Below are 26826 nucleotides of genomic sequence, written 5' to 3' on the forward strand. Positions count from 1 at the left end.
GTCAAAAAAGGCCTTCGGGTGCATCACCCGGAGGCCTTTTCTTGTTTTGTTTTCACCGGCCGCGCTCTTTCAGGGCGCGGTCGATGTCCCGCTGGGCGGCCCGCTTCGCGGCGGTCTGCCGCTTGTCATAGAGTTTTTTGCCCTTGCACAGGCCCAGTTCCAGCTTCACCCTGCCGTGCTTGAAGTAGAGCGCCAGGGGCACCAGCGTGTAGCCCTGCAGCTTCACTTCCTGGGCCAGCTTGCGTATCTCGTTTTTGTGGGCCAGCAGCCGCCGGGCCCGCAGCGGGTCGCGGTTGAAGATGTTGCCCTTTTCGTAGGGGCTGATGTGCATGCCCCGCACATAGAGCTGGCCGTCCTCCACATCGCACCAGGAGTCCTTCAGGTTCACCTGGCCCATGCGCAGGCTCTTCACTTCGGTGCCCACCAGTTCGATGCCGGTCTCCAGGCTTTCCACCACGAAGTATTCGTGCCGGGCCTGCCGGTTCAGGGCAATGGTTTTGGTTTTCACTTGTTCAGGCATTTGCGGTTTCTCCTTTGCCTTGGTTCGAACACCGGGGCGGGAGGCTTTTTTTACAGCTCTCCTCTGCCGCTGAGGGCCTTGTAGAGAGTGGTCTCGTCGGCATATTCCAGGCTGGACCCCACAGGCAGGCCGTAGGCCAACCGGGTGGTCTTGATGCCAAGCGGCTTGATGAGTTTGGCCAGATACATGGCAGTGGCTTCGCCCTCCACCGTGGGGTTGGTGGCCATGATGACCTCCTTCACGGCGCCGCCGGCAAGGCGGGCCAGCAGCTCCTTGACGCACAGCTGGTCTGCGCCGATGCCGTCCATCGGGCTGATGAGGCCGTGGAGCACATGGTAAAGGCCGTTGTACTCCCTGGTGCGCTCAAAGGCGGTGACGTCCCGGGGGCTCTCCACCACACAGATGACGCTGGAGTCCCGCTTGGGGGAAGAACAGATGCGGCACACCTCGTTCTCGGTGTAGTCCTGGCAGATGCGGCAGCGGTGCAGCTTCGTGTGGGCTTCCTCGATGGCCCGGGCCAGCTCCATCGCCTCGGCGGCAGGCATGCTGAGCACCTGATAGGCCATGCGCGTGGCGCCCTTGCGCCCCACGCCCGGGAACTTGGAGAACTGCTCCACCAGCTTTTCCAGCGGGGCCGCGTTGTAACCCATGTCCGTTCCCCCTTACAGGCCGGGGAAGTTCGCCCCGCCGGTGATCTTCTGCATGGCGGCCTCGGCGTCCTCGTCCACCTTGCGCACGGCCTCGTTCACCGCGGCGGCCACCATATCCTCCAGCATCTCGATGTCGTCGGGGTCGGCCAGCTCGGGCTTGATGTGGATGGCGGTGACCTGGTGCTTGCCGGTCATGGTGACCTCCACCATGCCGTCGGAGACGCTGGCGGTGTATTCGGTGTTCTCCAGCTCTTCCTGCTTGGCTTTCATGTCATCCTGCATCTTCTGGGCCTGGCGCATCAGCGCGTTCACGTCGGGTTTGCCGTAACCCTGGGGCAGTCTTGCTTTCATGGGGATCTTCTCCTTTATCCTGTTCTATTCTTATTCTTTGTCCTTGTATACCACATCTACACCGTGGTTTTCAAGATCTTTGAGCGCCTGCTCCACCGTGGGGTGGTCCGCCGCCTGACCATTGGGCGGCGTGTAGGGGCCGATGCCGCAGACAAGGCCGCTCACCTCCTGGATGATGGCCTTGAGCAGGGCCTGGGAGTCCTTGTTCTGGCGGATGAACTCCCGGAAGATGCCGCCGCCGTCGATGAGCACCCGCCGCCCGTCATAATAGGCTTTGGAGCCCTTGAGATAGGCGGGCAGCATGTGGTCGCGCTTTTTGAGCGCGTCCAGCACCTGAGGCCAGGGCTCGAAAGGCTGCGGCGGGCCGGAAACAGCGGGCTTTGCCGCCGCGGGGCGCGCCGGGCGGGGTTTCGGCTGAGCCGCCGGCTGCTGCTCCATGGGCTGGTTTTCCCAGGGCAGCGGCGCGGGAGCCGGCTCCGCCTGCGCCGCGGCAGCGGTCTGGGCCGGAACTTCGGCCTGGGCCTGCGCGGCAGGCTGAGCCGGAGCGGCGGGCTGCCAGGCGGAACTGGCCGGGGCGGGGGCCGCCGCGAAGGGGGCGGGCTGCCGGGCCTGTGGGGGCGCGGCCTGCGCCGGGGCGGCCGCCGGCTGGGCCGCGGGCTGGGAAATGGCGAACAGCGCCAGTTCCAGCTCGATGCGCGGGTCGGTGCCGCGGCTCATCTTCTCCATGGCGTCGCCCAATTGGCGGATGGCCCGCACGCTGCCGGCCTGGGGCGCGGATGCGCCTTTTTCCAGATAGAGGGCCTCCTCCTCGGGAGGCACGCCCGCCAGCAGGTTCTTGCCGCCGGGCAGGGCCGCCAGCATGAGGTTTCGGTAGTGGGCGATGAGCTCTTCGCACAGGCGCTTCATGTCCACCGAGCGCTGGCGCAGCTGGGCCACCTGCTCCAGCGCCGCCGCAGGTTCGCCCGCCGCCAGCGCATCGCTGATGGCAAAGAGATAGCTTCGGTCGGTGACGCCGGCCATCCGGCGCACCAGCGCCTCGTCGATGGCGCCGCCCACACCGGCGCAGGTGTCCAGAATGGAGAGGGCGTCACGCAGCGCGCCGTCCGCCAGGCGGGCAATGAGCTGTGCTGCCGCGCCGTCCAGTTCCAGGCCTTCTTCCTCTGCCACATAGCGGATGCGGCCCGCGATGTCCTCGGGGCGGATCCTGCCGAAATCGTAGCGCTGGCAGCGGGAGAGGATGGTGGCGGGCACCTTGTGGATCTCGGTGGTGGCCAGGATGAACACCACATGGGAGGGAGGCTCCTCCATGATCTTCAGCAGCGCGTTGAACGCCGGGGTGGAGAGCATGTGCACCTCGTCGATGATATACACCTTGTAGGTGCAGACGCTGGGGGTATAGGCCGCTTCGTCCCGCAAATCGCGGATGTTGTCCACGCCGTTGTTGGAGGCGGCGTCGATCTCCACCACGTCCAGGATGGAGCCGTCGTCGATGCCGCGGCACACCTCGCACTCGCCGCAGGGGTCGCCGCCCTCGTTGTGAGGGCAGTTGATGGCCTTGGCAAAAATTTTGGCGCAGCTGGTCTTGCCGGTTCCGCGGGTGCCGGTGAACAGGTAGGCGTGGCCCACCCGGTGGGCGGCGATCTGGTTTTGCAGCGCGGCCACGATGTTCTGCTGGCCCGCCACGTCCTCAAAGCGGCGGGGCCGCCACTTGCGGTACAATGCCCGGTACACGCCGGCACCTCCTTTGGAAATACTACAAAAAACGGACAGGCCCGCAGAGGAAAGTTCCCCCGCCTTTGCGCCGCTCGGCATACGGATGCAGACTGGCTGCGGCGCACGCGGCAGACCACTTAATGCTGCTCGGTTCCCCGCCTGACATGGTTCATGGCGCCCCGTCGCGCAGGGCCCGCATCCGTATGCCGAACAGCGCACGGTTTTGGCTCTGTCCGAACAGGTATATTATACACAAAACTTTGGGCAAATGCAACCTTACAAAGCAAAAACGGCCCGCCGCTTCGGGCGGGCCGTTTTTCGGCTCTGAAAAAGCTTATTTGACGATCTCGCCCTCGCTGGCGCCGCCGCAGGCGTTGGACTCGTCGGTGTCGATGTGCATGGCGGTGGCGAACTTCTCGCTCACACGGATGACCACATCGTCAAACACCAGCTTGCGGCCCTCGCTGCCGCAGGCCACCTTGACGATCTCCTTGTCGGCCACGCCCAGCTTTTCGGCGTCCTCAGGGGTGACATGGATGTGGCGCTTGGCCACGATGACGCCTTCCTTCAGCTCCACCTCGCCGCAGGGGCCCACCAGCTTGCAGCCGGCGGAACCGGCAGTGTCGCCGGACTCCCGCACGGGGGCGGAGATGCCGATGGAGCGGGCATCGGTGGCGGACAGCTCCACCTGGTCGGCGCCGCGGCAGGGCCCAAGGATGGACACGTTGGCCAGCTCACGCTTGGGGCCCACCACGGTGACGCGCTCGTTGGAAGCATACTGGCCGGGCTGGCTCAGAGGCTTCTTGACAGTCAGCTCATAGCCCGCGCCGAACAGGGCCTCCAGGGTCTCCTTGCAGACGTGCACATGACGGGCCGAAGTCTCAACCAAAAATTTCATTGTGATATTTCCTCCCTTTATCCTGCACCGCGCCGCCTGGCGGGCGCAGCGTTTCCATTTACCGTATCTATTTTAGCACACGGGGTAAAAAGTTCAAGACAAAACCCGGCTTTTTATGATATAATAAACGCAAATGTGCAAGGCCGGCGCATTTTTTTGCACACGGCCGGAAAGGAAGCGCCCCTGATGGATTTTGAACAGCTGAAGCAGGAGTGTCTGGCCTGCCGCAAATGCGGTTTGTGCGCCACCCGCACCAACGTGGTGTTCGGCACCGGCCCCAAGACAGCGGAAGTGATGCTCATCGGCGAAGGCCCCGGCAAAAACGAGGACGAGCAGGGCCTGCCCTTTGTGGGCCGCAGCGGCAAACTGCTGGACCAGTATCTCACCGCAGTGGACCTGGCGCGGGACAAAAACGTCTTCATCGCCAACATCGTCAAGTGCCGCCCGCCGGAGAACCGCGACCCCTTGCCTGAGGAGTGGGACGCCTGCCTGCCCTGGCTGCGGGAGCAGTTCCGCATCATCCGGCCGAAGATCGTGGTGTGCCTGGGGCGCATCGCCGCCCAGCGACTCATCCGCCCGGACATTTCGGTGACCAAGGAGCACGGCCTGTTCGAGGAAAAAAGCGGCGTGTGGTTCATGGCCACCCTGCACCCCGCCGCCCTGCTGCGCAACCCCAGCCAGAAGCCGATGGCCTTCGGGGATTTTGTGGCCCTGCGGGAGAAGATAAACGAAGTGTGCGACCACACATATTAAACAGAGAAGGCCCGGAGAACGCTCTCCGGGCCTTTTTTCATTGTTTCTTTCTTGCCGCTTTGTTCGGTCTTCTCTTTATGCTCAAAATTCTAACAAAATCATCGAACAGAGAAGCATCCCTCGGCTCAAACATCAGCCATTTTCCATCGTGATAGGTCTGGGCCTCATCGTAGACATTCTGTACTTCTTGGGAATAACTTGCCCGGTCGTTTTCAAACTTCAAACGCTCCTGTTTTCCCAGAACGACCATAAATCCCACGCAGTTTTCTCTTGCATACAAAGCGCACAGGGTCTTGCCGCCACGGCGGTATTTGTATTCATAGGCCCACGCTTTGCCGCCATCCCCCCACAAATGCTCCATGTCATATTTCTCATCGATCAGGGCACACAGCTGCTTCCACACTTCAACTAAAGAGGGGCCTACCAAAGCCGTCATTTGTTCCGAGCTGGGTATTTTATCAGGCATAAAAGCCTCCCTTTCATTTTTCACTCTCCCAAGCAGGGCAAAGCTCAAACGTCATTCCGCGAACCACTCCACCGCGCGGCGGGCAGAGAAGTTTTCCTCCAGCCAGGCTTTGGTCTGGCTGGTGTCGAACTGCCAGGCATAGGTGGGGCAGGAAAAGCGGCAGACAAGGCAGTTGACGCATTTCGCGCCGTCCACTTCCAGCAGTTCGTTCAGCGCACCGGCAGGGCAGGCGCGCACACAGCGGCCGCAGTGGTTGCAGCGCTCCTTGTCGCGGCTGCGCCCGATGGGCCGTAGGGGCTTGCGGGGCGCGTTTGCGTCGCCGGGAAGGGCGGCGGGGCGCAGGGGCTCGCTTTCGCAGGCGGCCAGCACTTTTTTTGCAAAGGCGGCGAAGGCGGGCATGTCCTCCTTGTCGGGCCGGCCCGCGCCCAGGGACGGGGCAAACACATGGGGCGTGATGGGAGCGATGCCGCCCACGCAGACAAAGCCCTGTTCGGTCATCTGCCGTGCGGCGGCCGCCAGGGCGTTCTCATAGTCCCGATTGCCGTAGGCCGTCAGGATGACGCAGGGCCCGCCCTGGCCCCGAAGCTGGCTGAAAAGGCCCTCCACCCGGGGGCCGAAGCCGCCGTACACCGGCAGGGCCAGCACCAGCAGTTCATCCTTTGCCACCGGGATGACTGCCGGCAGCTTTGCGGGCGGGCAGGTGCAGTCGATGGGTTCCGCCGGCAGGCCAAATTGCCCGCACAACAGCATCGCGGCGCGTTTCGTGCCGCCGGAGGGGCTGAAGTATGCCGCTTTGACGGCTTTGATGGGGCTCATTTCCGTTCACGTTCCTTTGCATTTGTTTTCTTTGATTATAACGCCCGGCCCGCCCCTTCGTCAACGCTGCGGGTCAGCCCAGCCCCTCCACAAAGGCACGCAGCATGGCAAGGCCTGCCGGGCCGCTTTTTTCCGGATGGAACTGAAAGCCGGCCACATTCCCCCGCCGCACCGCGGCGCAGACAGTGCGGCCGCCGTACTCCACCGTGGCGGCGCAGTCCTCACTGCGGCGGGGCAGCGCCTGAAAGCTGTGAACGAAATAGACTTCGTCGCCATTCCGGGTGTTTTTGAAAAGGCCCCGCTCCGCACCGGGGGCGAGGGTCAGGGCGCTCCACCCGATGTGGGGCACCTTGAGGGGCGCGCCCCCCGCCGTTTTGTCCGGCAGCGGCTCCACCGTGCCCTCCACAAGGCCCAGGCCTTGGTTCAAGCCCCCCTCGGTGCTGGAATCCAGCAGCATCTGCATGCCGAGGCAGATGCCCAGGAGCGGCGTGCCCTCCCCTGCCTTTTGCAGCAGCGGCTCCACCAACCGCTGGCGGCGCAGCTGGGCCATGCCGTCGGCGAAAGCGCCCACGCCGGGCAGCACCAGCGCCCCGGCGCGCAGGACGTCCCCCGGTTCGGCGGCAAAGCGCACATCCGCGCCGCAGTGTTCCAGCGCACGGCGCACGCTCAAAAGATTGCTGCGCCCGTAGTCCACCACTGTTACCACCGGCCTCATCGTCTCACCTCCACGCCAAGGGCCCGCAGCTGTTCTTTCAGCGCGGGCACGTCGGCTTTGCCGTAATGCAGGATGCTGCCCACCGCCACCGCGTCCGCTCCGCCCTTCGCGGCGGCGGCCGCGTCTTCGGCGCATCCCGCGCCCCCGGCGGCGATGACCGGCACATCCACCAAAGCCGCCACCGCGGCGATCAGCTCCTGGTCCATCCCCTTTTGAAAGCCCTCCTTGTCCACGCTGGAGAGCAGTATCTCCCCCGCGCCGAGGGACACGGCCTCTTTGGCCCATTCCAGCACGTCTTTGCCGGAGTGCTCCCGGCCGTTGTCGTAGTAGGCCTCCCAGCCGGCGGCGGGGCGGGCGGGGTCCCGGCGCTTTGCCTGGATGCTCAGCACCATGCACTGGCTGCCAAAGGCTCGGGCGATCTCGGTGATGAGCCCAGGCCGCCGCAGGGCGGCGGTGTTCATGGCAGCTTTGTCCGCCCCGGCTTTCAGCACCGCAGCCACGTCCTCCACACTGCGCAGGCCGCCGCCCGCCGTGATGGGGATGAACACGTCGGCGGTGGTGCGCGTGAGGATATTTCCCAGATTGTTGCGCTCATAGAGGCTGGCCACCGTGTCCAGATACAGGATCTCATCGACGCCCTGCTCATAATAGCGGCGGGCAAAGTCGTGGGGGTCGCCCAGCTTGCGCAGGCCTTCGTACTGGATGCCCTTCACCAGAAAGTCGTCCTTCACATCAAGGCGCGCGATGAGGCGTATTTTCCGGCTCATCCTCACCCCTCCTTTTCCGGTGCGCCGTACCCGCAAAGGCTCTCGCCTTCAAAGGGCGTGTGCCGCAGGCTCCAGCGCCCGTTTTCATACTGCCACAGATGGGGCGAACGGAACCGGTCCGCCAGATGCATGAAGTAGTCCAGGTCCATTTCCGGCTGTTCAAAGCAGTCGGCGGCGGCGCCGAAGTGCTTTTTGTCGATGGAGATGTACTGGAAGAAATCCTGGGCGAAGCGCATGGGAAACTCGCCGTCGAACTTTTTGCAGAGGGCCACCCCCTCCTCCCGGGTGATCTCGTGGTTGCGGATCTCCTGGGCCGCGTCGTAGGTACAGCGGCCGATGCCGTACTTGATGTAGGTGGTGTAGTAGAAGAAGTCATCCACCTTGTCGTCGATGGAGTTGTATTTGGAGTAGGTGCCCGCCGTGCGCTCGGGGCTGGGCACAAAGCCGCCGTGCTCCACGCTGTAATAATAAGCGCCCTGGGGATGCCATTTTTCGTAATAGCCCATGTAGTGCACCTGGATGTGGTTTTTCTCCACGTCGGAGGTGTCGCTGGGCAGGTAGATGGCCAGGTCCGCCTTGTCCACCTTGAAGTCCTCTTCCAGCTGGCGCAGGGACACGCCGCCCAGATAGATGTGGTCAAAATCATTGGTGGCAAAGAAGTGCTCGTCCCGCAAAGCGCTGTCGTTGTCGGCGATGGGGTTGCCGAACTCGGCCTCGTTCTCGCCGTAGAACACCAGCGGGATGCCGAACTTGGCGGCCATCTTGGGGGCCAGCTGCTTCTGGCCCAGGATAAAGGGCTGGAAGGGGTGGAACAGGTTCTCGGTGGCCAGGCGGGTGAGCAGGCGGTGGGTCAGGCCGTTCGGGGTGCACAGATAGTTGTCGAACCCGGCATGGATCCACGCCTCAAAGTTCTGCCAGCCCCAGGGGGTGTAGATGTGGGGCGCCCAGGTGACGGTGAGAGGGTGCATGCCATATTTGTATTTCAGCAGGTGGGCGGCGTAGAAGCTGTCCTTGCCGCCGCTGCCCGGCACAAGGCAGTCGTAGCTGCCGTCGGCCCTGCGGTAGCGGTCGCACAGTTCCCGCAGCTGGCGCTCCCGGTCAGCCCAGTCGATCCTGCCCTCCTTGTTGTGGCAGGCGTGGCAGGCGTCGCACACGCCGTCGGCCTGGATGACCATGGTCTTTTTCTTCGAGTGGATGGTGTGCTCGAACTCATAGCAGCTGTTGGGCTTCTGGTTGGTCATCACGCACTCTTTGCAGTACTGCACGTTCCGGGGCAGGCCGAAGAAGGTCTCCCGCTTTTCGGGCGGGATGTCCGGGGCGTATTTGGAATAGTCGATGGGGATATAACGGGGAAGTTTTTCCATGATGAAGGTCCCTTCTTTCTTTTTCATAACAAAAAGGCAGGGCAAAGGCGCCATGACGGCAAGAGGGAACGCTCCCTTGCCCGGCGGGCGCCTTTGCCCTGCCCTGTGTTGGTTTTTTATGATTCGCCGTAGGTGCGGATGATGGCCTGGGCCGCCTCCCGGCTGGAGATGCGGGCGTCCATTGCCCGCTTTTCGATGAGGCGGTGGGCCTCCTCTTCGGTGAGGCCCGCGTGGAGCGCCAGCAGGCATTTGGCCTGGCAGATCACCCGCGCCTCATCCAGCCGCTTTGTGAGGCGGCGGTTCTGGTCGGCGATCTTCTGCATCCGCTGGCGGCCGGCGCGCAGAAGGCGCACCGCGAAGGCCGCCTGCTGGCGGGAGAGGGGCTTTGGCAGCACCAGCACCCCGTATTTTTCCAGCCCCGCGGCGATCTTGTCCGCCTGGGGCGCGGCGCAGAGGAAGATGACATCCAGGCCGCTTTCCACCGCCTGGATGGCCAGCTCCCGGCCGAACTCGTCCGGCAGAGGGGCGTTGATGACCATCAGGCTGCCGCCGCCCGCGGTGAAGCCCCGGCGGGCCTCCCCCGCGCTGGTGCAGCACACGGCAGGCCCGCCTGCCGCAAACACGCTTTTCAGCGCCTCATGGGTCTGTTTTTCCCCGACGATCCACACGCCTGCCATGCCTTTCACCTGCCTTTTGAGGAGGATGTTTTGTCAGATGCGGTCAAAATACTGCTGCATCTCGTACTCGTGAGGGTCCTCCGCCCCGGCGCTGGCCGCGGCGACCCGCCGCTTCTGGGCGAGGTAGGTGTCCAGCAGGCGGGCCGGGAGGGTCTGCTGCAAAAAGCGGCTCTCTTCCGCTGCCTTCACCGCCTGGGCAAGGCTGGCGGGCAGCGTGGCCGCCACCGGGCCCGCTTCGCCGGCGGCGAAGTGGTTCCTGTCGGCGGCGGCAGGCAGCGGCAGGCCGTCCCGGATGCCCTCCATGCCGGCTTCCAGCAGAAGGGCGGTGACGTAATAGGGATTGCAGGCGGGGTCCGGGCTGCGCAGTTCCATGCGGCAGTCCGCGCCGGTGGCCGCCGGCACCCGCACCAGCGAGGAGCGGTTCTGGCAGGACCAGCTCACCGTGCCCGGCGCTTCGCAGCAGCCCAGCCGCTGGTAGGAGCCGGGCAGGGGGTTTGCAAACGCCGTCAGCTCCGGTACACGGCGCAGGATGCCCGCCAGGAAAGCCGCCGCCACCGGGTCCGGCTGGTCTTTGAAGTTTTCGAAGAGGTTGCGCCCGTCCTTGATGACCGAGAAATTCAGGTGCAGCCCGTTGCCGCTTTTGCCGGGCAGGGGCTTGGGCAGAAAGGAGGCGAACAGGCCGTGCTGCCCCGCGATGGCCTTGACCACCGTGTGCACCGTCATCAGATCGTCCGCCGCCTGCAGGGGCGAGGCGCAGCGGAAGTCGATCTCATTTTGGCCGGGGCCCTGCTCGTGGTGGCTGCGCTCGGGCTGGATGCCCATCTCCTCCAGCGTGAGGCAGATGTTGCGGCGCACGTTCTCGCCCCGGTCGATGGGGGCAAGGTCAAAGTAGCCGCCCTGGTCGAAGGGGATGCGGGTGGGCTGGCCGTGCTCGTCGGTCTCGAAGAGATAGAATTCGCATTCCGGCCCCACCAGGAAGTGATACCCCTCCTTTGCCGCCGCCTGCTCGGTGCGGCGCAGCAGGGCCCGGCCGTCCCCCTCAAAGGGGCGGCCGTCGGGGTAGCGCACGTCGCAGAACAGCCGCCCCACGCAGCCCTCGCTGGGCCGCCAGGGCAGCAGGGCGAAGGTGTCCAGGTCCGGCTGAAGGAACAGGTCCGATTCGGCCACATTGGCAAAACCGGGGATGGCGGACGCATCGAAGGACACCCCCTGCTGGGCCGCGTGCCGCAGCTGGCTGGACATGATGGCGATGTTTTTCTGCACGCCGAACATATCGCAGAAGGCCAGGCGGATGAACTTGATGTCGTTTTCCTCCACAAAGCGGAGAAGCTGGTCAAGGGTGTGGGTCATAAAGGCGCCCCTCCTTTGCAACGGTGAAAATTGCAAAAAGCGCTGCGTTGCCCTTGGGGGAGAACGCAGCGCCTTTGCTGTTTCGATCAATGGTATTATACCCGTCCCGGCCGCCCGCGTCAAGATGTTTTGTTGACAAGGTGCGCGGGGAATGCTATTCTTAAAGGCGAACAACGGCGTTCATGCCGCCCGTTTTGCGGGCCGGCCTGGTCGCCGTTTGTTTATTTTCCGGCCCGCGGGGCAGAAAGGACGCAAACCATGGCACAGATCATCAACCATTCTTTTGATACCATTCCCAAAAGCTACCTGTTCAGCGAGGTGGCCCGCCGGGTGGCGGCCTTCCGCGCCGCCCACCCGGGAAACCAGCTCATCCCCATGGGCATCGGCGATGTGACCCGTCCCCTGCGCCGCCCGGTCATCGAGGCGCTGAAAAAAGCCGCCGATGAGCAGGCCCGCGCCGAAAGCTTTCACGGCTACGGGCCCGAGCAGGGCTATGACTTTTTGCGCCAGGCGGTGCTGGGCCACTATGCAGGATTCGGCGTGCACCTTGAAAAAGAGGACATTTTCATCAGCGACGGCGCCAAGAGCGACCTGGGCAACCTTCCGGACCTGTTCTCCGAGCACTGCGTGGTGCTTCTGCCCGACCCGGTGTATCCCGTCTATCGGGATTCCAACCTGATGGCCGGGCGCAAAATCAAATACCTTGCCGCCACCCGCGCCAACGGCTTCGCGCCCCTGCCCGGCGAAGCCCTGCACGCGGACCTTGTCTATCTGTGCAGCCCGGCGAACCCCACCGGCGCGGCTTACTCCAAAGAGCAGCTGAAGGTCTGGGTGGACTGGGCCCTGGCGAATGACGCGGTCATCCTCTACGACGCGGCCTATGAATGCTTCATCCAGGACGATCTGCCCCACAGCATCTATGAAGTGGAGGGCGCGAAGGAATGCGCCATCGAGGTGTGCAGCCTGAGCAAGACCGCCGGCTTCACCGGCATGCGCTGCGGCTATACCGTGGTGCCCCACAGCCTTGTGCGGGAGGGTCAGAACCTGCACGATCTGTGGCTGCGCCGCCAGTGCACCAAGATGAACGGCGTGGCCTACCCCATCCAGCGGGCCGCCGAGGCGGTGTTCACACCCGAGGGCATGGCCGCCTGCAAGGAAGACATCGCCGCCTATCTGCGGGCCGCCGCCATCGTGGCCGAGGCGCTGGACGAACTGGGCATCTGGTACTGCGGCGGCAAAAACTCCCCCTACATCTGGATGGAGTGCCCCAGGGGGCTGGACTCCTGGCAATTTTTCGACGCCCTTTTGGAAAACGCCGGCATCATCGGCACGCCGGGCAGCGGTTTTGGCGAAAACGGCGAAGGCTACTTCCGCCTTTCGGCCTTCTCGGGCGAAGAGAATGCCCGCGTCGCCATGGAACGCCTGCGCGCCTGGCGGAACGGCTAAGCGCCTTTGCAGCACAAGCAAGCGCCCCGGAAAGCTCCGGGGCGCTCATTTTTATGCGTTCTGATGTTCCAGGGCCGCGGCAACGAAATCGCGGAAGATAGGCTGGGGCTTGTCGGGCCGGCTCTTGAACTCCGGATGGTACTGCACGCCCACGAAGAAGGGGTGGCCGGGCAGTTCCATGGCCTCCACCAGCCGCCCGTCGGGCGAGAGGCCGCTGAACACCACGCCCGCCCCGCTCAAGGCGGCGCGGAAGCCGTTGCTCACCTCGTAGCGATGGCGGTGGCGCTCGCTGATCATGCTCTGGCCGTAGATGCGGTGGAGCAGGGTGCCGGGCTGCACCGCGCAGGGGTAAGCCCCCAGCCGCATGGTGCCGCCCTTGGGCAGATTGCCCTGCTGGTCGGGCATCAGGTCGATGACGCAGCAGGCGCCTTCGGGGTCAAATTCGCGGGAGTTGGCCCCGGGCAGGTTCGCCAGGGCGCGGGCGGCGTTGATGACCGCGATCTGCATGCCAAGACAGATGCCGAAGTAGGGCACCTTGTTCCGGCGGGCCCAGTCCGCCGCCAGCACCATGCCCTCGATGCCCCGCTTGCCAAATCCGCCGGGCACCAGCACGCCGTCCGCCTTTGCCAGGCGCGCGTCCACCGTCCCGGGAGTGAGGCATCCCGAGTCCACCCAGTCCAGCGTCACGGCGGCACTGTTGGCATAGCCCGCGTGATTCAGCGCTTCCACCACCGAGAGATACGCGTCGTGCAGTTCCACATACTTGCCCACAATGGCGATGTTCACTTTTCTTTCCAGGCTGCCGATGCGCCGGCAGAGGGCCGACCATTCGGTGAGGTCGGGCTTCCTGGTCTCAAAGCCCAGCCGCTTGCAGACAAGATCGTCCAGCCCGGCGGCGTGGAGCATCAGCGGCACCTCGTAAAGGCTGCCAAGGGTGCGGTTTTCGATGACGCAGTCCGGCTCCACATTGCAGAAGGCCGCCAGTTTTTGCAGGATGCCCTCCTCCAGCGCCTCGTCGCACCGGGCGATGATGACGTCCGGCATGATGCCCATGCTCTGCAGCTCCCGCACCGAGTGCTGGGCGGGCTTTGTTTTGTGCTCGCCAGAGCACTTGAGCCAGGGCACCAGCACCACATGGAGGAACATACAGTTCTCCCGGCCTTTTTCCCGGCTGATCTGGCGCAGCGCCTCCAAAAAGGGCTGGCTCTCGATGTCGCCGATGGTGCCGCCGATCTCGGTGATGACCACATCCGCGCCGGTGTAATCCCCCAGGCCGTAGACAAACTGCTTGATCTCCCCGGTGATGTGGGGGATGGTCTGCACCGTGCGGCCCAGATACTCCCCTGCCCGCTCCTTGTGCAGCACGTTCCAGTAGACCCGGCCGCTGGTGAGGTTGGACAGCTTGTTCAGGTCCTCGTCGATGAACCGCTCATAGTGGCCCAGGTCCAGGTCGGTCTCCACGCCGTCCTCGGTGACGAACACCTCCCCGTGCTGGTAGGGGCTCATGGTGCCGGGGTCCACGTTGATGTAGGGGTCCAGCTTCTGGGCGGCCACCTTGAGGCCCCGCTGTTTCAGCAGCCGGCCAAGGCTGGCCGCGCTGATGCCCTTGCCCAGGCCGGACACCACCCCGCCGGTGACGAAAATATGCTTTGCCATAAAAAAACCCACCTCTGCTCCCTGCGCTTTTGCAAAAAAAGAGAGGGCGTCCATTGCCCCGCCGAAAACGGCGGGGCAATGGACGCCCTTGTCCTAACGAAAAGTCATTATAAGCCCGGCGACGGGGTTTGTCAACGGGAAATCACACGGAAAACAGCAGTTCGCTGTAATCAGGGTAAGGCAGCGCCCCTGCGGGCAGATGGCCTTCCGCCGCATCCGCCAGGCTGCGCACCGCGTCCATGGAAGGCAGCACCTCGTCGTGATAGAACCAGGCGGCCTTTTGGCCGTCGCCCAGGGTCTCGGCTTTGGCCAGCGCCTCTTCCAGCTTGTTCTGGGCGGCGTCGATCTTATCGTAGCTTTCGGCCAGCTGTTCCAGCCGGGTCTGCAGTGCCGCGCAGGAGGCGGCGGGAGCCGCCGCCCTGCATCCGTTGATGGAGGCGGCAAGGCGATCCATGGAAGCCTGCACCGCGGGCAGGAACTGCCCGCGCACCATCATGCCCATGGTCTTTGCCTCCACGTGCAGTGTCTTGCAGTAGTTTTCCAGCAGGATGGCGTAGCGGGAGCGCACCTCGCCCTCGGTGAAGATGCGGTGGGTGGTGAACAGGCGGATGTTCTTTTCCGCCACCATGCAGGGCAGAGCCTCCGGGGTGGAGCGCAGGTTGTAAAGCCCCCTTCTTTCCGCCTCGGCCACCCACTCGTCGGTGTAGCCGTTGCCGTTAAAGATGACCTTTTTGTGCTTTTTGATGGCGCGCTTGACCAGCTCGTGCACGGCGGCGTCCATCCCGCCGGGGGCGGCGTCCTTCAGCTCGCCGTAGAACTCCCGCAGGGCCTGGGCCACGGCGGTGTTCAGCACCACATTGGGGCCGGACACCGACAAGGAAGAACCTGGCATGCGGAACTCGAACTTGTTGCCGGTGAAGGCGAAGGGGCTGGTGCGGTTGCGGTCGGTGGTGTCCTTGAAGAACTGGGGGATGACCGATGTGCCCATCTGCATGGCCACCTTCTCCTGCTTGCCGAAATATTCGTCGTTCTCGATGGCTTTCAGCACGGCGGTGAGCTCGTCGCCCAGGAACACCGACACGATGGCCGGCGGCGCTTCGTTGGCCCCCAGGCGGTGGTCGTTGCCGGCGGTGGCCACCGCCACCCGCAAAAGGTCGGCGTACTCGTCCACCGCCTTGATGACCGCCATCAGGAACACCAGGAACTTGGTGTTCTCGGCGGGGGTGCGGCCGGGGTAGAGCAGGTTCGCGCCGGTGTTTGTCACGAGGGACCAGTTGTTGTGTTTGCCGGAACCGTTGATGCCTTCAAAGGGCTTTTCGTGGAGCAGGCAGGCCAGGCCGTGGCGGTCGGCCACCAGCTTCATCATCTCCATGGTCAGCTGGTTGTGGTCCACGGCGATGTTGGCGGTGTCGTACACCGGAGCCAGTTCGTGCTGGGCGGGAGCCACCTCGTTGTGCTTGGTCTTGGCGGGCACCCCCAGCTTCCACAGCTCCTCGTCCAGGTCGTGCATGAAGGCCGCCACGCGGGGGCGCAGCGCGCCGAAGTAATGGTCCTCCATCTCCTGCCCCTTCGGCGCGGGCGCTCCCAGCAGGGTGCGGCCGGTAAAGACCAGATCCCTGCGCTTTTCAAAGAGGGCCTTATCCACCAGGAAATACTCCTGCTCCGGGCCGATGGTGGTGGAGACGCCCGTCACCGCCTCGTCCCCCAGCAGGTGCAGGATGCGCACCGCCTCATGGCTCAAAGTCTCCATCGAGCGCAGAAGGGGGGTCTTTTTGTCCAGCGCTTCGCCGCTGTAGGAGCAGAAGGCGGTGGGGATGTAAAGAGTGCCGTCCTTGATGAAGGCGGGGCTTGTGGGGTCCCAGGCGGTGTAGCCCCGGGCCTCAAAGGTGGCGCGCAGGCCGCCGGAGGGGAAGCTGGACGCATCCGGCTCGCCCTTGATGAGCTCCTTGCCGGAGAAATCCATGATTGCTTCGCCGCCGCCCACCGGGGAGATGAAGCTGTCATGCTTTTCGGCGGTGAAGCCGGTCATGGGCTGGAACCAGTGGGTGAAATGGGTGGCGCCGTGCTCCACGGCCCACTCCTTCATGGCCACCGCCACCGCGTTGGCCACGCTGCGCTCCAGCGGCAGGTTCTCGTCGATGGTCCTGCGCAGGGCTTTGTAAACGTCCTTGGGCAGTTTTTCCCGCATGACGCGGTCGCCAAACACCAGGCTGCCGTACAGTTCAGGCACATTCTTCGTCATAAAACAGCTCTCCTTTCCCCATTTGCGCCTTGGCGGCACAAAAAAAGCGGCGCTCCCGGATGAAGCCTCATCCGAAAGCGCCGTTGCTTTCCATGGCTGCAATTGTACTCGTTTTTCCCGCCTTGTCAACACCTTTTTTGCCGCCCGCAGAGCCTTTGCCCCTGCATGCCGCGCCGCCTTCGGCCCGGCTTTAATGTATTTTTTATCGCTTTAGTGCGGCAAATCGCTAAAACGACCCGGCTTTCGCGCCTGAATTTTTTTGCAAAACGCCGATTCTCACAAAACCGCTTTACAAACCCGCGGCCCCGGGCGTATCATAAAACACGACAAAGGCGTCAAAGCCCCCTGCGAGAGGGGGTTTTGGCGCCTTTGTCTTTTTCCATTTCGCAGATCGGGAGGTACCGCCATGAAAACACCCGGCAGCCAGGGCCTTTACTGCCCGCAATTCGAGCACGACAACTGCGGCATTGGCGCCGTTGTGGACATCCGCGGCCGCAAGAGCCACCAGACGGTGGCGGACGCGCTGACCATCGTGGAGCATCTGGAGCACCGCGCAGGCAAGGACGCCGAGGGCAAGACAGGCGACGGCGTGGGCATCCTCACGCAGGTGCCCCACAAATTCTTCCGCAAGGTGTGCGCCGGGCTGGGCATCCGCCTCGGCGGCGAGCGGGAATATGGCGTGGGCATGTTCTTTCTGCCTCAGAACGAGCTGGCCCGCCGTCAGGCCCAGAAGATGTTTGAGGTCATTGTGGAAAAGGAAGGCCTGGAATTCCTGGGCTGGCGGATGGTGCCGGTGCGGCCCGCGGTGCTGGGCCACCGGGCGCGGGACTGCATGCCCCTGATCTGCCAGGGCTTTGTGAAAAAGCCGGAGGATGTGCCCGCGGGCCTTGCCTTTGACCGCAGGCTCTACATCGTGCGGCGGGTCTTTGAGCAGAGCAACGAGGGCAGCTATGTGGTGAGCCTTTCCAGCCGGACCATCGTCTACAAGGGGATGTTCCTGGTGGGGCAGCTGCGCACCTTCTTTGACGATTTGCGGGACGAGGACTATGCGTCCGCCATCGCCATCGTGCACTCCCGCTTTTCCACCAACACCGACCCCAGCTGGGAGCGGGCCCATCCCAACCGCTTCATCGTGCACAACGGCGAGATCAACACCATCCGGGGCAACGCCGACAAGATGCTGGCCCGGGAGGAGACCATGAGCGCACCCGCCTTCAGCGCCGACGACATCACCCGGGTGCTGCCGGTGGTGGACACCACCGGCTCCGACTCCGCCATGCTGGACAACACCCTGGAATTTCTGGTGATGAGCGGCATGGACCTGCCGCTGGCGGTGATGGTGGCCATCCCCGAGCCCTGGAGCCACAACGACACCATCAGCCAGCGGCGGCGGGATTTTTACCAGTACTATGCCACCATGATGGAGCCCTGGGACGGGCCGGCCGCCATCCTGTTCAGCGACGGTGACGTGATGGGCGCGGTGCTGGACCGCAACGGCCTGCGCCCCAGCCGCTATGTCATCACCGACGACGGGCGGCTCATCCTCTCCTCCGAGGTGGGCGTGCTGGCGCTGGACGAAGGGCACATCCTCAAAAAGGAGCGGCTGCATCCGGGCAGGATGCTGCTGGTGGACCTTGCCAAAGGCGCGGTGCTCAGCGACGACGAGGTGAAGGAGCGCTACGCCGGAAGGGAGCCCTACGGCGAATGGCTGGACTCGAACCTTCTGCACCTGAGCGACCTGCATGTGCCCAATCAGAAAGTGCCCGCCCTCACCGGCGAGGAGTGCGCCCGGCTGCAAAAGGCCTTCGGCTACACCTGGGAGGAATACCGGGATTCGGTGTGCTCCATGGCCCTGAACGGCGCCGAGCCCATCGGCGCCATGGGCGCAGACACGCCGCTGGCGGTGCTCTCGGGGCAGTATCAGCCGCTGTTCAACTATTTCCGCCAGATGTTCGCCCAGGTGACCAACCCCCCCATCGACGCGCTGCGGGAAAAAATCGTCACCTCCACCGCTGTGTACGCGGGCAAGAACGGCAATCTTTTGCAGGAGAGCGCCGACAACTGCCACGTGCTGAAGATCGAAAACCCCATCCTCAGCGACCTGGACCTTTTGAAGATAAAGGCCATGGACCGCCCCGGCTTCAAGGTTGCGGTGGTGCCCATCCTGTTCTACAAATCCACCCCCATGGACCGGGTGCTGGAGCACCTGTTCGTGGCGGTGGACAAAGCCTACCGGGAGGGGGCCAACATCCTCATCCTCACCGACCGGGGCGTGGACGAGAACCATGTGGCCATCCCTTCGCTGCTGGCGGTGTCCGCCGTGCACAAGCATCTGGTCAAGACCAAGAAGTGCACGGCGCTGTCCCTCATTCTGGAATCCGGCGAGCCCCGGGAGGTGCATCACTTCGCCACCCTGCTGGGCTATGGCGCCTGCGCGGTGAACCCCTATCTGGCCCACGCCTCGCTGGCCCAGCTGGTGCGGGACGGCCTTTTGAACAAGGACTACTACGCCGCCGTTGCCGACTACGACAATGCGGTCTTGCAAGGCATCGTGAAGATCGCCTCCAAGATGGGCATTTCCACCCTGCAAAGCTATCAGGGCAGCCAGATCTTCGAGGCGCTGGGCATTTCGCGGCAGGTCATCGACGCCTACTTCACCGGCACTGTGAGCCGCATCGGCGGCATCACCCTGGAGGACATCGCCGCCCAGACCGACGCCCAGCACTCCCGCGCGTTCGACCCGCTGGGCCTTGCCACCGACCTGAGCCTGCCCTCCCTGGGGCGGCACAAGCTGCGCAGCCAGGGCGAGGCGCACCGCTACTCCCCCCAGGTCATCCACCTTTTGCAGCAGGCCGCCCGCACCGGCGACTATGCGCTGTTCCAGCGCTACGCCGAAGCCGCGGACGCCGAACGCAGCGGCCTTGTGCGCAGCCTGCTGGACTTCAACTGGCCTGCCGAAGGGGTGCCGCTGGAGGAAGTGGAGAGCGAGGAAGCCATCCTGCGCCGCTTCAAGACCGGGGCCATGTCCTATGGCTCCATCTCCCAGGAGGCCCACGAGGCGCTGGCCCTGGCCATGAACCGGCTGGGGGGCAAGTCCAACAGCGGCGAGGGCGGTGAGAGCGACGAGCGCCTTGCCAGCGCCGGCACTGCCGGCGACCGCTCCAGCGCCATCAAGCAGGTGGCCAGCGGGCGCTTCGGCGTGACCAGCCGCTACCTTGTGAGCGCGAAGGAGATCCAGATCAAGATGGCCCAGGGCGCAAAGCCCGGCGAGGGCGGGCACCTGCCCGCCGCCAAGGTCTACCCCTGGGTGGCAAAGACCCGCCACTCCACCCCGGGCGTGAGCCTCATCAGTCCCCCGCCCCACCACGACATCTACTCCATCGAGGACCTGGCCCAGCTCATCTATGACCTGAAGAGCGCCAACGACCAAGCCTGCATCTCGGTGAAGCTGGTGAGCGAGGCGGGGGTGGGCACCGTGGCCGCCGGCGTGGCCAAGGCCGGGGCGCAGGTCATCCTCATCTCCGGCTGCGACGGCGGCACCGGCGCGGCGCCCATCAGTTCCATCCACAACGCGGGCCTTCCCTGGGAGCTGGGGCTGGCCGAGACCCACCAGACGCTGCTGCGCTCGGGGCTGCGCCGCCGGGTGCGGCTGGAGACCGACGGCAAGCTGATGACCGGGCGGGATGTGGCCATCGCGGCGCTGCTGGGCGCGGAGGAATTCGGCTTTGCCACCGCCCCGCTGGTGACCCTGGGCTGCACCATGATGCGGGTGTGCAATTTGGACACCTGCCCCATGGGCATTGCCACCCAGAACCCCGAACTGCGGAGGCACTTTTGCGGCAAGCCGGAATATGTGGAGAACTTCATGCGCTTCATCGCCCGGCAGCTGCGGGAGTATATGGCAAAGCTGGGCGTGCGCACCGTGGACGAGATGGTGGGCCGCACCGACCTGCTGCGCCAGACGCACGGGACGGGCCGCGGGGCAGACGTGGACCTGAGCCGTGTGCTGGCGCGGGGCGGCGCAGAGAGCGGCCGCGCCGTGTTCGACCCTGCCGAAGCGTATGACTTCGGCCTTGAAAAGACGCTGGACCGGGCCCTCATGGCAAAGGAGCCGGTGCGCCGTGCCCTGGCGGAAGGCGTGCCCTGCCGCCTGAGCACGGAGGTAACGAACACCGACCGGGCCTTCGGCGCGCTGCTGGGGGCCGAGATCACCCGCCACAGCCCCGAGGGCTGGGCGGAGGACACCCTCATCCTGGACTGCGCCGGCGCGAGCGGCCAGAGCTTTGGGGCGTTTTTGCCCAAGGGCCTCACCCTGGCCCTCACCGGCGAGGGCAACGACTACTTCGGCAAAGGGCTTTCCGGCGGCAAGCTGGTTCTTCGGCCGGACGAAAAAGCCCGCTACGCCGCCGAGGAGAACGTCATCGTGGGCAATGTGGCGCTCTATGGCGCCACCTCCGGCCAGGCCTACATCAACGGCATGGCGGGCGAGCGCTTTTGCGTGCGCAACTCCGGCGCGGCGGCCGTGGTGGAGGGCGTGGGCGAACACGGCTGCGAGTATATGACCGGCGGCCGGGTGGTGGTGCTGGGCCCCGTCGGCAAGAACTTCGCCGCCGGCATGAGCGGCGGCGTGGCCTATGTGCTGGACGAGGAGAGCACCCTCTACCGCAACCTGAACAAGTCCATGGTGAGCATGGAAAAGGTGGAGAGCAAGTTCGACCGGGAAGAGCTTTACCGCCTCATCGGCGCTCATGTGCAGCACACCGGCTCGCCCAAGGGCCGGCGCATCCTGGCCGCCTTTGGCGAGTATCTGCCCCGGTTCAAAAAAATCATTCCCAACGACTACAAGCGGCTGGTCCAGCTCGCCTCCCAGTTCGAGGAGCAGGGCGTGGCCCCCGAGCAGGCCCAGATCGAGGCGTTCTACGCCAGTCTGGCCAGGAAATAAAAGGAGGATCGGTCATGGGCAAAACCACCGGTTTTTTGGAGTATCCGCGGCAGGAGGGGCCCGTTGTGCCGCCGCTGGAACGGCTGGACAGCTTTCGGGAGTTTCACCGCCTCCTCTCCCCCGCCGCTCAGGCACAGCAGGCGGCCCGCTGCATGGACTGCGGCGTGCCCTTCTGCCAGGCGGGCGTGGCCCTGGCGGGCATGACCGCCGGCTGCCCGCTGCACAACCTCGTCCCAGAGATGAACGATCTTGTTTTTCACGGCAACTGGGAGCAGGCCTGGCGGCGGTTGGAGCGCACCAACTGCCTACCGGAGTTCACTGGCCGGGTGTGCCCCGCCCTGTGCGAGGCGGCCTGCACCTGCGCGCGGCAGGAAGGGGCGGTGTGCACCCACGAAAACGAGCTGCAGGTGGCGGAATACGCCTTCTCCCATGGGCTTGTGAACGCCGCGCCTCCTGCCGTGCGCACCGGCAAAACGGTGGCGGTGGTGGGCAGCGGGCCCGCGGGCCTTGCCGCCGCCTGGCAGCTGAACCGCCGCGGTCACAGCGTCACGGTGTTCGAAAAGGCGGACCGCCCCGGCGGCCTTCTGCGCTATGGCATCCCCAACATGAAGCTGGACAAGGCCGTGCTGGACCGGCGCATCCGCCTGATGGAAGAGGCGGGCGTGACCTTCGTCTGCAACACCGACGTGGGCCGGGACGCGGCCGGCGAAGAACTGCTGGCAGCGTTTGACCGGGTGGTGCTGGCGGGCGGCGCGGGCCGTCCCCGGGATCTGGCGGTGCCCGGCCGGGAGGCGAAGGGCATCCTCTTCGCGGTGGATTTTCTCGGCCAGGTGACCAAGGCGCTGCTGGACTCGGATTTTCAAAAGCCGCCCCGCAAACTGGCCGAGGGCAAAAACGTGCTGGTGGTGGGCGGCGGCGACACCGGCAACGACTGCGTGGCCACCGCCCTGCGCCTGGGCGCGAAGAGCGTGACCCAGCTGGAAATGATGCCCCAGCCGCCCCTTGTGCGCACGGCGGACAATCCCTGGCCCCAGTGGCCGAAGGTGCGCAAGACCGACTACGGCCAGCAGGAGGCCATCGCCCTGTTCGGGGCCACCCCCGGCGCTATCAGGCCACCGTGTCCGCCTTCAAGGCCGACAAGCGCGGCCGGGTGTGCGGCGCAGTGGTGCAGAAGCTGGAGGCGCGCCCGGGCGAAAACGGCCGCACGGTGATGCTGCCGATTGCAGGCAGCGAAGAGGTGCTGCCCGCCGAGCTGGTGCTCATCGCCGCGGGCTTTGTGGGCTGTGAGGAATATCTGCCCGCCAGCTTCGGCGCGGCGCTCACCGATCGCGGCGTAGTGGCCGCGGAAGGCGAAGGCTATGCCACAAGCGCGCCCCGGGTGTTTGCCGCGGGTGATATTCGCCGCGGGCCCTCGCTGGTGGTGTGGGCCATCGCCGAAGGCATGGGCGCGGCCCGGGCGGTGGACGCCTCCCTGATGGGTTACAGCAATCTGTGAGGGCGGCGCGAATTTTGGAACGAGGGGGAGAAAGGAATGTGTACCATCCTGTGCTACGCGGGCCACGACATCGGCCCCAATCGTTTGCAGGAGTATCTTTTGCGCAGCCGGCGGCGCGGGCCGGACGACTATAAAGTGGTGGAAACGCCCTTCGGGTATCTGGGCTTTGCCCGCCTTGCCATCATGGGCCTCTCGCCCGAGGGGATGCAGCCCTTTGAACGGGAAGGCAGCTGGGCCGTGTGCAACGGCGAGGTGTACGGGTTCCGCCGCCTGAAAGAGGAGCTGGCCCGGCGGGGCTACGCCTTCAAGAGCGGGTCGGACTGCGAGGTGCTGCTGCCCCTGTGGCGGGAATACGGCTGTGAGATGTTCGCCCATCTGGACGCGGAGTTCGCCTGCGTGCTCTACGACGGGGCCAGCGACAGCCTCATCGCTGCCCGGGACCCCATCGGCATCCGGCCGCTGTTCTACGGCTATCCCGTGGACGGCGGGGCCATCGCCTTCGCCAGCGAAGCCGCCGAGCTGGTGGGCTGGGTGGATGCGGTGCGCCCCTTCCCGCCCGGCCACTATTACAAGGACGGCCGTTTTGTGCAGTATGAGGACATTGCCGCCGTGCGCGGCTACGTCCACGCGCCGCTGGAAGAGGTGTGCCGCAACATTCGCGAGAAGCTGGTGGCCGGGGTGGAAAAACGGCTGGACGCCGACGCGCCCCTGGGCTTTCTGCTTTCCGGCGGGCTGGATTCCAGCCTGGTATGCGCCATCGCAGCCAGAAAGCTGCAAAAACCCGTCCGCACCTTCGCCATCGGCATGGAGGGCGACGCCATTGATTTGAAGTATGCCCGGGAGGTGGCGGACTTCATCGGCGCGGACCACACCGAGGTCATCATGACAAAAGAGCAGGTGCTGGAGGCCCTGCCCCAGGTGGTGCAGGCGCTGGCCACCTGGGACATCACCACCATCCGGGCCAGCGTGGGCATGTACCTTGTCTGCAAGGCCATCCATGAAAGCACCGACATCAAGGTGCTGCTGACGGGCGAAATTTCCGACGAACTGTTCGGCTACAAATACACCGACTTCGCCCCCAGCGCCGCCGAGTTCCAGAAGGAGGCGGCCAAACGCATCCGGGAGCTTTTCTGCTACGACGTGCTGCGGGCGGACCGCTGCCTTGCCGCCAACAGCCTGGAGGCCCGGGTGCCCTTCGGCGATCTGGACTTCGTGCGCTATGTGATGTCCATCGACCCGGCCCGCAAGCTGAACACCTACGGCAAGGGCAAGTACCTCCTGCGCAAGGCCTTTGAGGGCGAGGGCCTGCTGCCGGCGCACATCCTCTGGCGGGAGAAGGCGGCTTTCAGCGACGCGGTGGGCCACAGCATGGTGGACGACCTGAAAGAATACGCCGAGACGCTCTACACCGGCGAGGAGTTCCAGGCGCGCCGGGCAAAATACGGCTACTGCCCGCCCTTCACCAAGGAGAGCCTGCTCTATCGGGAGTTGTTCGAGGGGTTTTATCCCGGCGAGGCGCGGATGATCCCCGGCTTCTGGATGCCCAATCCCGACTGGGAGGGCTGCAAAGTGGACGACCCCAGCGCCCGTGTGCTGGCAAACTACGGCGACAGCGGCATTTGAATCGGAACCAGCGCAGGGCGGGCCCGCAAGGCCCGCCCTGTTTACATTTTTTATGCGACTTGTGCGCCGCCCCCCAGGGAGCGCCCTTTTTGTGCGTCACAGCTTCAGCCTGCGCCGGATGGCCCCGGCCAGCGCCAGCGCCCCCAGCCCCTTCAAAAAATCCGGGATGACGAAGGGCAGCACGCACACCGTCAGGCTGGCCCGGAGGCCCATGCCGCTGACGAACATGAACCAGGTGGCGCCCAGGGCATAGCAGACCAGCTGGCCTGCCAGCACCCCTGCAAGGCGCAAGGCCATGCGCTGTGTGCGGCGGCAGACAGCGGCCAGCAGCGCCGCCATCAGCGGGTAGGCCCACAGAAAGCCGGCGGTCATGCCGGTGAGCGCCTGCGCGCCGGCGGCCATGTTGGCGAACACCGGCAGGCCCACCGCACCGATGCAGATATAGGCAAGGATGGAGGCCGCCGCCCAGCCGGGGGTGAGCATGGCCCCGGCGAAAAACACCCCCAGCACGCTCAAGGTCAGACTGACGGGCCCGATGGGGATGCTCAACGGGGCCGCCGCCGCCATAAATGCGGTGCACAAGCCCGCAAGGGCAAGGTTTTTTGCTTTTGTTCCCGAAGCAGCGTTCACGGCCCGCCCTCCCCTTCTCTTTTGAGCGGCCCGGCCGCCCGCGGCTCATTATACCACAACACCCGCCTCGCGCGCAAAGGTTTTGCACAGCTTTACGATGCTGCCCGCCGTGCGGAAGGCATCCCGCTTTGCCTGCGCGGGCTGTATTTCCACGCCCACGTCCTCCAAGCCGTCCGGCAGGGTGATAAAGGCAAGGCTGTCCGGCAGGCCGCTCTCCCGCAGGTCAGCAACAGCGAAAGAGCGCAGGCTTTCGAACTGCTTTTGCGGTGTGATATAATTAGGCAGGTGAAGCATGGCGTTAAAGAGTGAAAGGAGGCAATCCCGATGAAAATCGAAGCCAGCCAAAACGAACGCGTCTGCGAGGCTGTTATGAAATACCTGGGCTGCGAGTGCACACTCTTCGAGCCCATGGAGGACGACGCCCCCATCATGGAAGCCTATCATCATGCCCGGGAGGAAGGCGCCCGGGCGGGCTTTGTGCCGCTGCTGGTGAAGGCGGATAACGTTTTGTGGGAATGCCTTAAGATGAATGCCTGCCCGGAGCACCGGGTGCGGGGCGGTTTATCCTTTGACGCGGAGGCCGTGGCCGAATACCGCAGGCATGCGCTTTCCACCCCCCTGCAGGACGGCAGACTATTCTTGAAAGAATTGGCAGACTGCCGCAGGCAATGGGCGGCAGACGCCTGTCAGGACTGGGAGAAGGACGTGCTGGGCGAGATGAAAGGCGGCGAGGCAAACAACTTTTTCATCGGCTGCTGGGATCTCTTCAGCGGCAGGACCTTTCCCCTCATTCTTGCAAAGATACCTGTAAAACACCCTTGGGAGGTCTTTGCCTGGCTGCCCTTCGGCGGTTGGAACAGCTGCCCCGACACGCCTCGGCTGATGGCGGCGGCCAAATACTGGTTTGAGCAGTACGGCGCGGTGCCGGCGGTTGTGAGCCGCGACACGCTGGAATTTGAACTCGCCGCCCCGGCGCCCGAAGAAAGGGCCATGGAACTGGCGGTGGAGCAATACGGCTTGTGCCCCGATCTGAACCAGGGCGAAGGCGGGGCCATCGGCAAGCTGGCCGATGGGCTGCGCCAGTCCACCGTCTGGCATTTCTGGTGGGATTGAGGCCGCTGTTTTCAGCTTGAAAAGCCCCTGCGCACATCGCGTTTTGCGCGGATGATACGCACGAACGGCGGCAGGCCAGAAGGGCCTGCCGCCGTTTTTGATGCAAGCTTTAATCTTCGGTCTCCACAAAGGTCTCGCTGGTGGGGGCCTCCTGCACGTCCTGGGCAGTCTCCAGCGGCTCCCAGCTGAAGCCGGGGATCTCGTCCTCGTCCACCACGGTCCCATAGGTCTTGCCGCAGTTGATCTCGAAGGGTTCCTCCGTTTCGAAATCCACAAGGCGCAGGGCGTCCAGCGGGGTGCCCTTCTGCCAGCGGATGCGCTCGATCCTGCCGCCGTAGCAGTAGTAGCCCACGCCGCCCCAGCTGTACTCGGCATACTGCAGGTCGGTGGTGTGGCCGGGATAGGCATGGAGGTCGGTGAAGAGGATGACCAGGTTGTCGAACAGCAGCTGCTGGCCGTTGTTCTCGTCCACCGTGTCCATATAGCTGCCCCTGGTGGAGTAATACTGGGCCATGGCGTACTGGCCGAGGCTGGAATCGTAGTCGAACTGGGTGCGGTAAGCCTGGGAGTGGCGGATGGTCACGCGGCCCGCGTCGGGGCTGGCGCCGCCCTCCAGATGCTCGCCGGTGAGCTCTTTGG

At 64.7% G+C, this 26826-nt stretch carries 22 protein-coding genes, 1 other RNA gene and 1 pseudogene; 6 read left to right on the forward strand and 18 right to left on the reverse strand.

What is annotated here, in order from left to right; translation table 11 throughout:
- Positions 1 to 52 precede the first annotated feature (52 nt).
- The 6 genes from smpB to pduL all read right to left on the reverse strand — a co-directional run bounded on the left by smpB (position 53) and on the right by pduL (position 4132).
- Positions 53 to 520 carry an SsrA-binding protein SmpB gene (gene smpB / locus ACH2AT_RS05220; RefSeq protein ID WP_394964146.1) on the reverse strand — a complete coding sequence of 156 codons (468 nt, stop codon included), beginning with the start codon at positions 518 to 520 and terminating at the stop codon, positions 53 to 55.
- 50 nt (positions 521 to 570) lie between these two features.
- On the reverse strand, positions 571 to 1170 hold the full coding sequence (recR, locus tag ACH2AT_RS05225) for a recombination mediator RecR (protein ID WP_394964147.1): 600 nt from the start codon (positions 1168 to 1170) through the stop codon (positions 571 to 573).
- Between the two features lie 12 nt (positions 1171 to 1182).
- Positions 1183 to 1521, reverse strand: a complete 339-nt coding sequence (locus ACH2AT_RS05230; RefSeq protein WP_394964148.1) for a YbaB/EbfC family nucleoid-associated protein — start codon at positions 1519 to 1521, stop codon at positions 1183 to 1185.
- A gap of 30 nt (positions 1522 to 1551) precedes the next feature.
- Entirely contained in the window at positions 1552 to 3252 is a 1701-nt protein-coding gene (gene dnaX / locus ACH2AT_RS05235; RefSeq protein WP_394964149.1) for a DNA polymerase III subunit gamma/tau, read from the reverse strand.
- 82 nt (positions 3253 to 3334) lie between these two features.
- An RNA gene (gene ffs / locus ACH2AT_RS05240) (signal recognition particle sRNA small type) lies at positions 3335 to 3433 on the reverse strand.
- A 135-nt stretch (positions 3434 to 3568) separates the two neighbouring features.
- Positions 3569 to 4132, reverse strand: a complete 564-nt coding sequence (gene pduL, locus ACH2AT_RS05245; RefSeq protein ID WP_394964150.1) for a phosphate propanoyltransferase — start codon at positions 4130 to 4132, stop codon at positions 3569 to 3571.
- Positions 4133 to 4318: 186 nt separating this feature from the next.
- Between pduL and ACH2AT_RS05250 the strand changes: the two genes are divergently transcribed.
- Positions 4319 to 4885 carry a uracil-DNA glycosylase family protein gene (locus ACH2AT_RS05250; RefSeq protein WP_394964151.1) on the forward strand — a complete coding sequence of 189 codons (567 nt, stop codon included), beginning with the start codon at positions 4319 to 4321 and terminating at the stop codon, positions 4883 to 4885.
- Between the two features lie 37 nt (positions 4886 to 4922).
- Here ACH2AT_RS05250 and ACH2AT_RS05255 read toward each other — a convergent pair whose 3' ends face one another.
- The 7 genes from ACH2AT_RS05255 to ACH2AT_RS05285 all read right to left on the reverse strand — a co-directional run bounded on the left by ACH2AT_RS05255 (position 4923) and on the right by ACH2AT_RS05285 (position 11040).
- The gene (locus tag ACH2AT_RS05255; protein ID WP_394964167.1) at positions 4923 to 5351 is read right to left on the reverse strand and encodes a DUF3788 domain-containing protein; all 429 of its coding nucleotides are present in this window, start codon (positions 5349 to 5351) and stop codon (positions 4923 to 4925) included.
- Positions 5352 to 5402: 51 nt separating this feature from the next.
- Positions 5403 to 6167, reverse strand: coding sequence for a 4Fe-4S binding protein (locus tag ACH2AT_RS05260; RefSeq protein ID WP_394964152.1), 765 nt, complete (start codon positions 6165 to 6167; stop codon positions 5403 to 5405).
- A gap of 73 nt (positions 6168 to 6240) precedes the next feature.
- Positions 6241 to 6882, reverse strand: coding sequence for an imidazole glycerol phosphate synthase subunit HisH (gene hisH / locus ACH2AT_RS05265; protein ID WP_394964153.1), 642 nt, complete (start codon positions 6880 to 6882; stop codon positions 6241 to 6243).
- Positions 6879 to 7649 (reverse strand): imidazole glycerol phosphate synthase subunit HisF, encoded by a 771-nt coding sequence (gene hisF, locus ACH2AT_RS05270; protein ID WP_394964154.1) that lies wholly within the window; start codon positions 7647 to 7649, stop codon positions 6879 to 6881. Before hisF ends, hisH begins: the two co-directional genes overlap by 4 nt.
- Before the next feature lie 2 nt (positions 7650 to 7651).
- A complete protein-coding gene (locus ACH2AT_RS05275; protein WP_394964155.1) occupies positions 7652 to 9013 on the reverse strand; it encodes an N-acetyl sugar amidotransferase in 1362 nt (453 codons plus the stop codon).
- A 116-nt stretch (positions 9014 to 9129) separates the two neighbouring features.
- On the reverse strand, positions 9130 to 9690 hold the full coding sequence (locus tag ACH2AT_RS05280; RefSeq protein WP_394964156.1) for an ANTAR domain-containing response regulator: 561 nt from the start codon (positions 9688 to 9690) through the stop codon (positions 9130 to 9132).
- A gap of 33 nt (positions 9691 to 9723) precedes the next feature.
- The gene (locus tag ACH2AT_RS05285; RefSeq protein WP_394964157.1) at positions 9724 to 11040 is read right to left on the reverse strand and encodes a glutamine synthetase family protein; all 1317 of its coding nucleotides are present in this window, start codon (positions 11038 to 11040) and stop codon (positions 9724 to 9726) included.
- A gap of 258 nt (positions 11041 to 11298) precedes the next feature.
- On the opposite strand from ACH2AT_RS05285, the gene ACH2AT_RS05290 reads away from it, so the two are divergent.
- The gene (locus ACH2AT_RS05290; protein ID WP_394964158.1) at positions 11299 to 12486 is read left to right on the forward strand and encodes an LL-diaminopimelate aminotransferase; all 1188 of its coding nucleotides are present in this window, start codon (positions 11299 to 11301) and stop codon (positions 12484 to 12486) included.
- A 51-nt stretch (positions 12487 to 12537) separates the two neighbouring features.
- Here ACH2AT_RS05290 and ACH2AT_RS05295 read toward each other — a convergent pair whose 3' ends face one another.
- On the reverse strand, positions 12538 to 14142 hold the full coding sequence (locus tag ACH2AT_RS05295; RefSeq protein ID WP_394964159.1) for a CTP synthase: 1605 nt from the start codon (positions 14140 to 14142) through the stop codon (positions 12538 to 12540).
- Between the two features lie 142 nt (positions 14143 to 14284).
- Positions 14285 to 16384, reverse strand: a complete 2100-nt coding sequence (locus ACH2AT_RS05300) for a glutamine synthetase III (protein ID WP_394964160.1) — start codon at positions 16382 to 16384, stop codon at positions 14285 to 14287.
- A gap of 406 nt (positions 16385 to 16790) precedes the next feature.
- Between ACH2AT_RS05300 and gltB the strand changes: the two genes are divergently transcribed.
- From gltB to asnB, 3 genes and pseudogenes are all read left to right on the forward strand, one after another.
- A complete protein-coding gene (gene gltB, locus ACH2AT_RS05305; RefSeq protein ID WP_394964161.1) occupies positions 16791 to 21326 on the forward strand; it encodes a glutamate synthase large subunit in 4536 nt (1511 codons plus the stop codon).
- Between the two features lie 14 nt (positions 21327 to 21340).
- Positions 21341 to 22821: pseudogene (locus tag ACH2AT_RS05310) on the forward strand (glutamate synthase subunit beta).
- A gap of 36 nt (positions 22822 to 22857) precedes the next feature.
- On the forward strand, positions 22858 to 24444 hold the full coding sequence (gene asnB / locus ACH2AT_RS05315; RefSeq protein WP_394964162.1) for an asparagine synthase B: 1587 nt from the start codon (positions 22858 to 22860) through the stop codon (positions 24442 to 24444).
- A gap of 96 nt (positions 24445 to 24540) precedes the next feature.
- Here the strand turns inward: asnB and ACH2AT_RS05320 are convergent, their stop codons facing one another.
- Positions 24541 to 25074: a biotin transporter BioY gene (locus ACH2AT_RS05320; protein WP_394964163.1), complete on the reverse strand. Its 534-nt coding sequence runs from the start codon at positions 25072 to 25074 to the stop codon at positions 24541 to 24543.
- A gap of 48 nt (positions 25075 to 25122) precedes the next feature.
- Positions 25123 to 25419 carry a hypothetical protein gene (locus ACH2AT_RS05325; RefSeq protein WP_394964164.1) on the reverse strand — a complete coding sequence of 99 codons (297 nt, stop codon included), beginning with the start codon at positions 25417 to 25419 and terminating at the stop codon, positions 25123 to 25125.
- On the opposite strand from ACH2AT_RS05325, the gene ACH2AT_RS05330 reads away from it, so the two are divergent.
- Positions 25399 to 26187, forward strand: a complete 789-nt coding sequence (locus ACH2AT_RS05330; protein WP_394964165.1) for a DUF4253 domain-containing protein — start codon at positions 25399 to 25401, stop codon at positions 26185 to 26187. The two genes, ACH2AT_RS05325 and ACH2AT_RS05330, sit on opposite strands and share 21 nt — an antisense overlap.
- Before the next feature lie 109 nt (positions 26188 to 26296).
- Here the strand turns inward: ACH2AT_RS05330 and ACH2AT_RS05335 are convergent.
- Positions 26297 to 26826 (reverse strand): DUF3048 C-terminal domain-containing protein (locus ACH2AT_RS05335; protein ID WP_394964166.1); only part of this gene is annotated, 530 nt, incomplete at its 5' end.

The sequence above is a fragment of the Candidatus Allofournierella excrementigallinarum genome (genome assembly GCF_944388085.1).
Lineage (GTDB): Bacteria > Bacillota > Clostridia > Oscillospirales > Ruminococcaceae > Allofournierella_A > Allofournierella_A excrementigallinarum.

Excerpts from the sequence above, each read along its gene's own strand:
- smpB (WP_394964146.1), bottom strand. The coding sequence starts at position 520 with ATGCCTGAACAAGTGAAAACCAAAACCATTGCCCTGAACCGGCAGGCC.
- recR (WP_394964147.1), bottom strand. The coding sequence starts at position 1,170 with ATGGGTTACAACGCGGCCCCGCTGGAAAAGCTGGTGGAGCAGTTCTCC.
- ACH2AT_RS05230 (WP_394964148.1), bottom strand. The coding sequence starts at position 1,521 with ATGAAAGCAAGACTGCCCCAGGGTTACGGCAAACCCGACGTGAACGCG.
- pduL (WP_394964150.1), bottom strand. The coding sequence starts at position 4,132 with ATGAAATTTTTGGTTGAGACTTCGGCCCGTCATGTGCACGTCTGCAAG.
- ACH2AT_RS05250 (WP_394964151.1), top strand. The coding sequence starts at position 4,319 with ATGGATTTTGAACAGCTGAAGCAGGAGTGTCTGGCCTGCCGCAAATGC.
- ACH2AT_RS05255 (WP_394964167.1), bottom strand. The coding sequence starts at position 5,351 with ATGCCTGATAAAATACCCAGCTCGGAACAAATGACGGCTTTGGTAGGC.
- ACH2AT_RS05260 (WP_394964152.1), bottom strand. The coding sequence starts at position 6,167 with ATGAGCCCCATCAAAGCCGTCAAAGCGGCATACTTCAGCCCCTCCGGC.
- hisH (WP_394964153.1), bottom strand. The coding sequence starts at position 6,882 with ATGAGGCCGGTGGTAACAGTGGTGGACTACGGGCGCAGCAATCTTTTG.
- hisF (WP_394964154.1), bottom strand. The coding sequence starts at position 7,649 with ATGAGCCGGAAAATACGCCTCATCGCGCGCCTTGATGTGAAGGACGAC.
- ACH2AT_RS05275 (WP_394964155.1), bottom strand. The coding sequence starts at position 9,013 with ATGGAAAAACTTCCCCGTTATATCCCCATCGACTATTCCAAATACGCC.
- ACH2AT_RS05280 (WP_394964156.1), bottom strand. The coding sequence starts at position 9,690 with ATGGCAGGCGTGTGGATCGTCGGGGAAAAACAGACCCATGAGGCGCTG.
- ACH2AT_RS05285 (WP_394964157.1), bottom strand. The coding sequence starts at position 11,040 with ATGACCCACACCCTTGACCAGCTTCTCCGCTTTGTGGAGGAAAACGAC.
- ACH2AT_RS05290 (WP_394964158.1), top strand. The coding sequence starts at position 11,299 with ATGGCACAGATCATCAACCATTCTTTTGATACCATTCCCAAAAGCTAC.
- ACH2AT_RS05295 (WP_394964159.1), bottom strand. The coding sequence starts at position 14,142 with ATGGCAAAGCATATTTTCGTCACCGGCGGGGTGGTGTCCGGCCTGGGC.
- ACH2AT_RS05300 (WP_394964160.1), bottom strand. The coding sequence starts at position 16,384 with ATGACGAAGAATGTGCCTGAACTGTACGGCAGCCTGGTGTTTGGCGAC.
- gltB (WP_394964161.1), top strand. The coding sequence starts at position 16,791 with ATGAAAACACCCGGCAGCCAGGGCCTTTACTGCCCGCAATTCGAGCAC.
- asnB (WP_394964162.1), top strand. The coding sequence starts at position 22,858 with ATGTGTACCATCCTGTGCTACGCGGGCCACGACATCGGCCCCAATCGT.
- ACH2AT_RS05330 (WP_394964165.1), top strand. The coding sequence starts at position 25,399 with ATGAAAATCGAAGCCAGCCAAAACGAACGCGTCTGCGAGGCTGTTATG.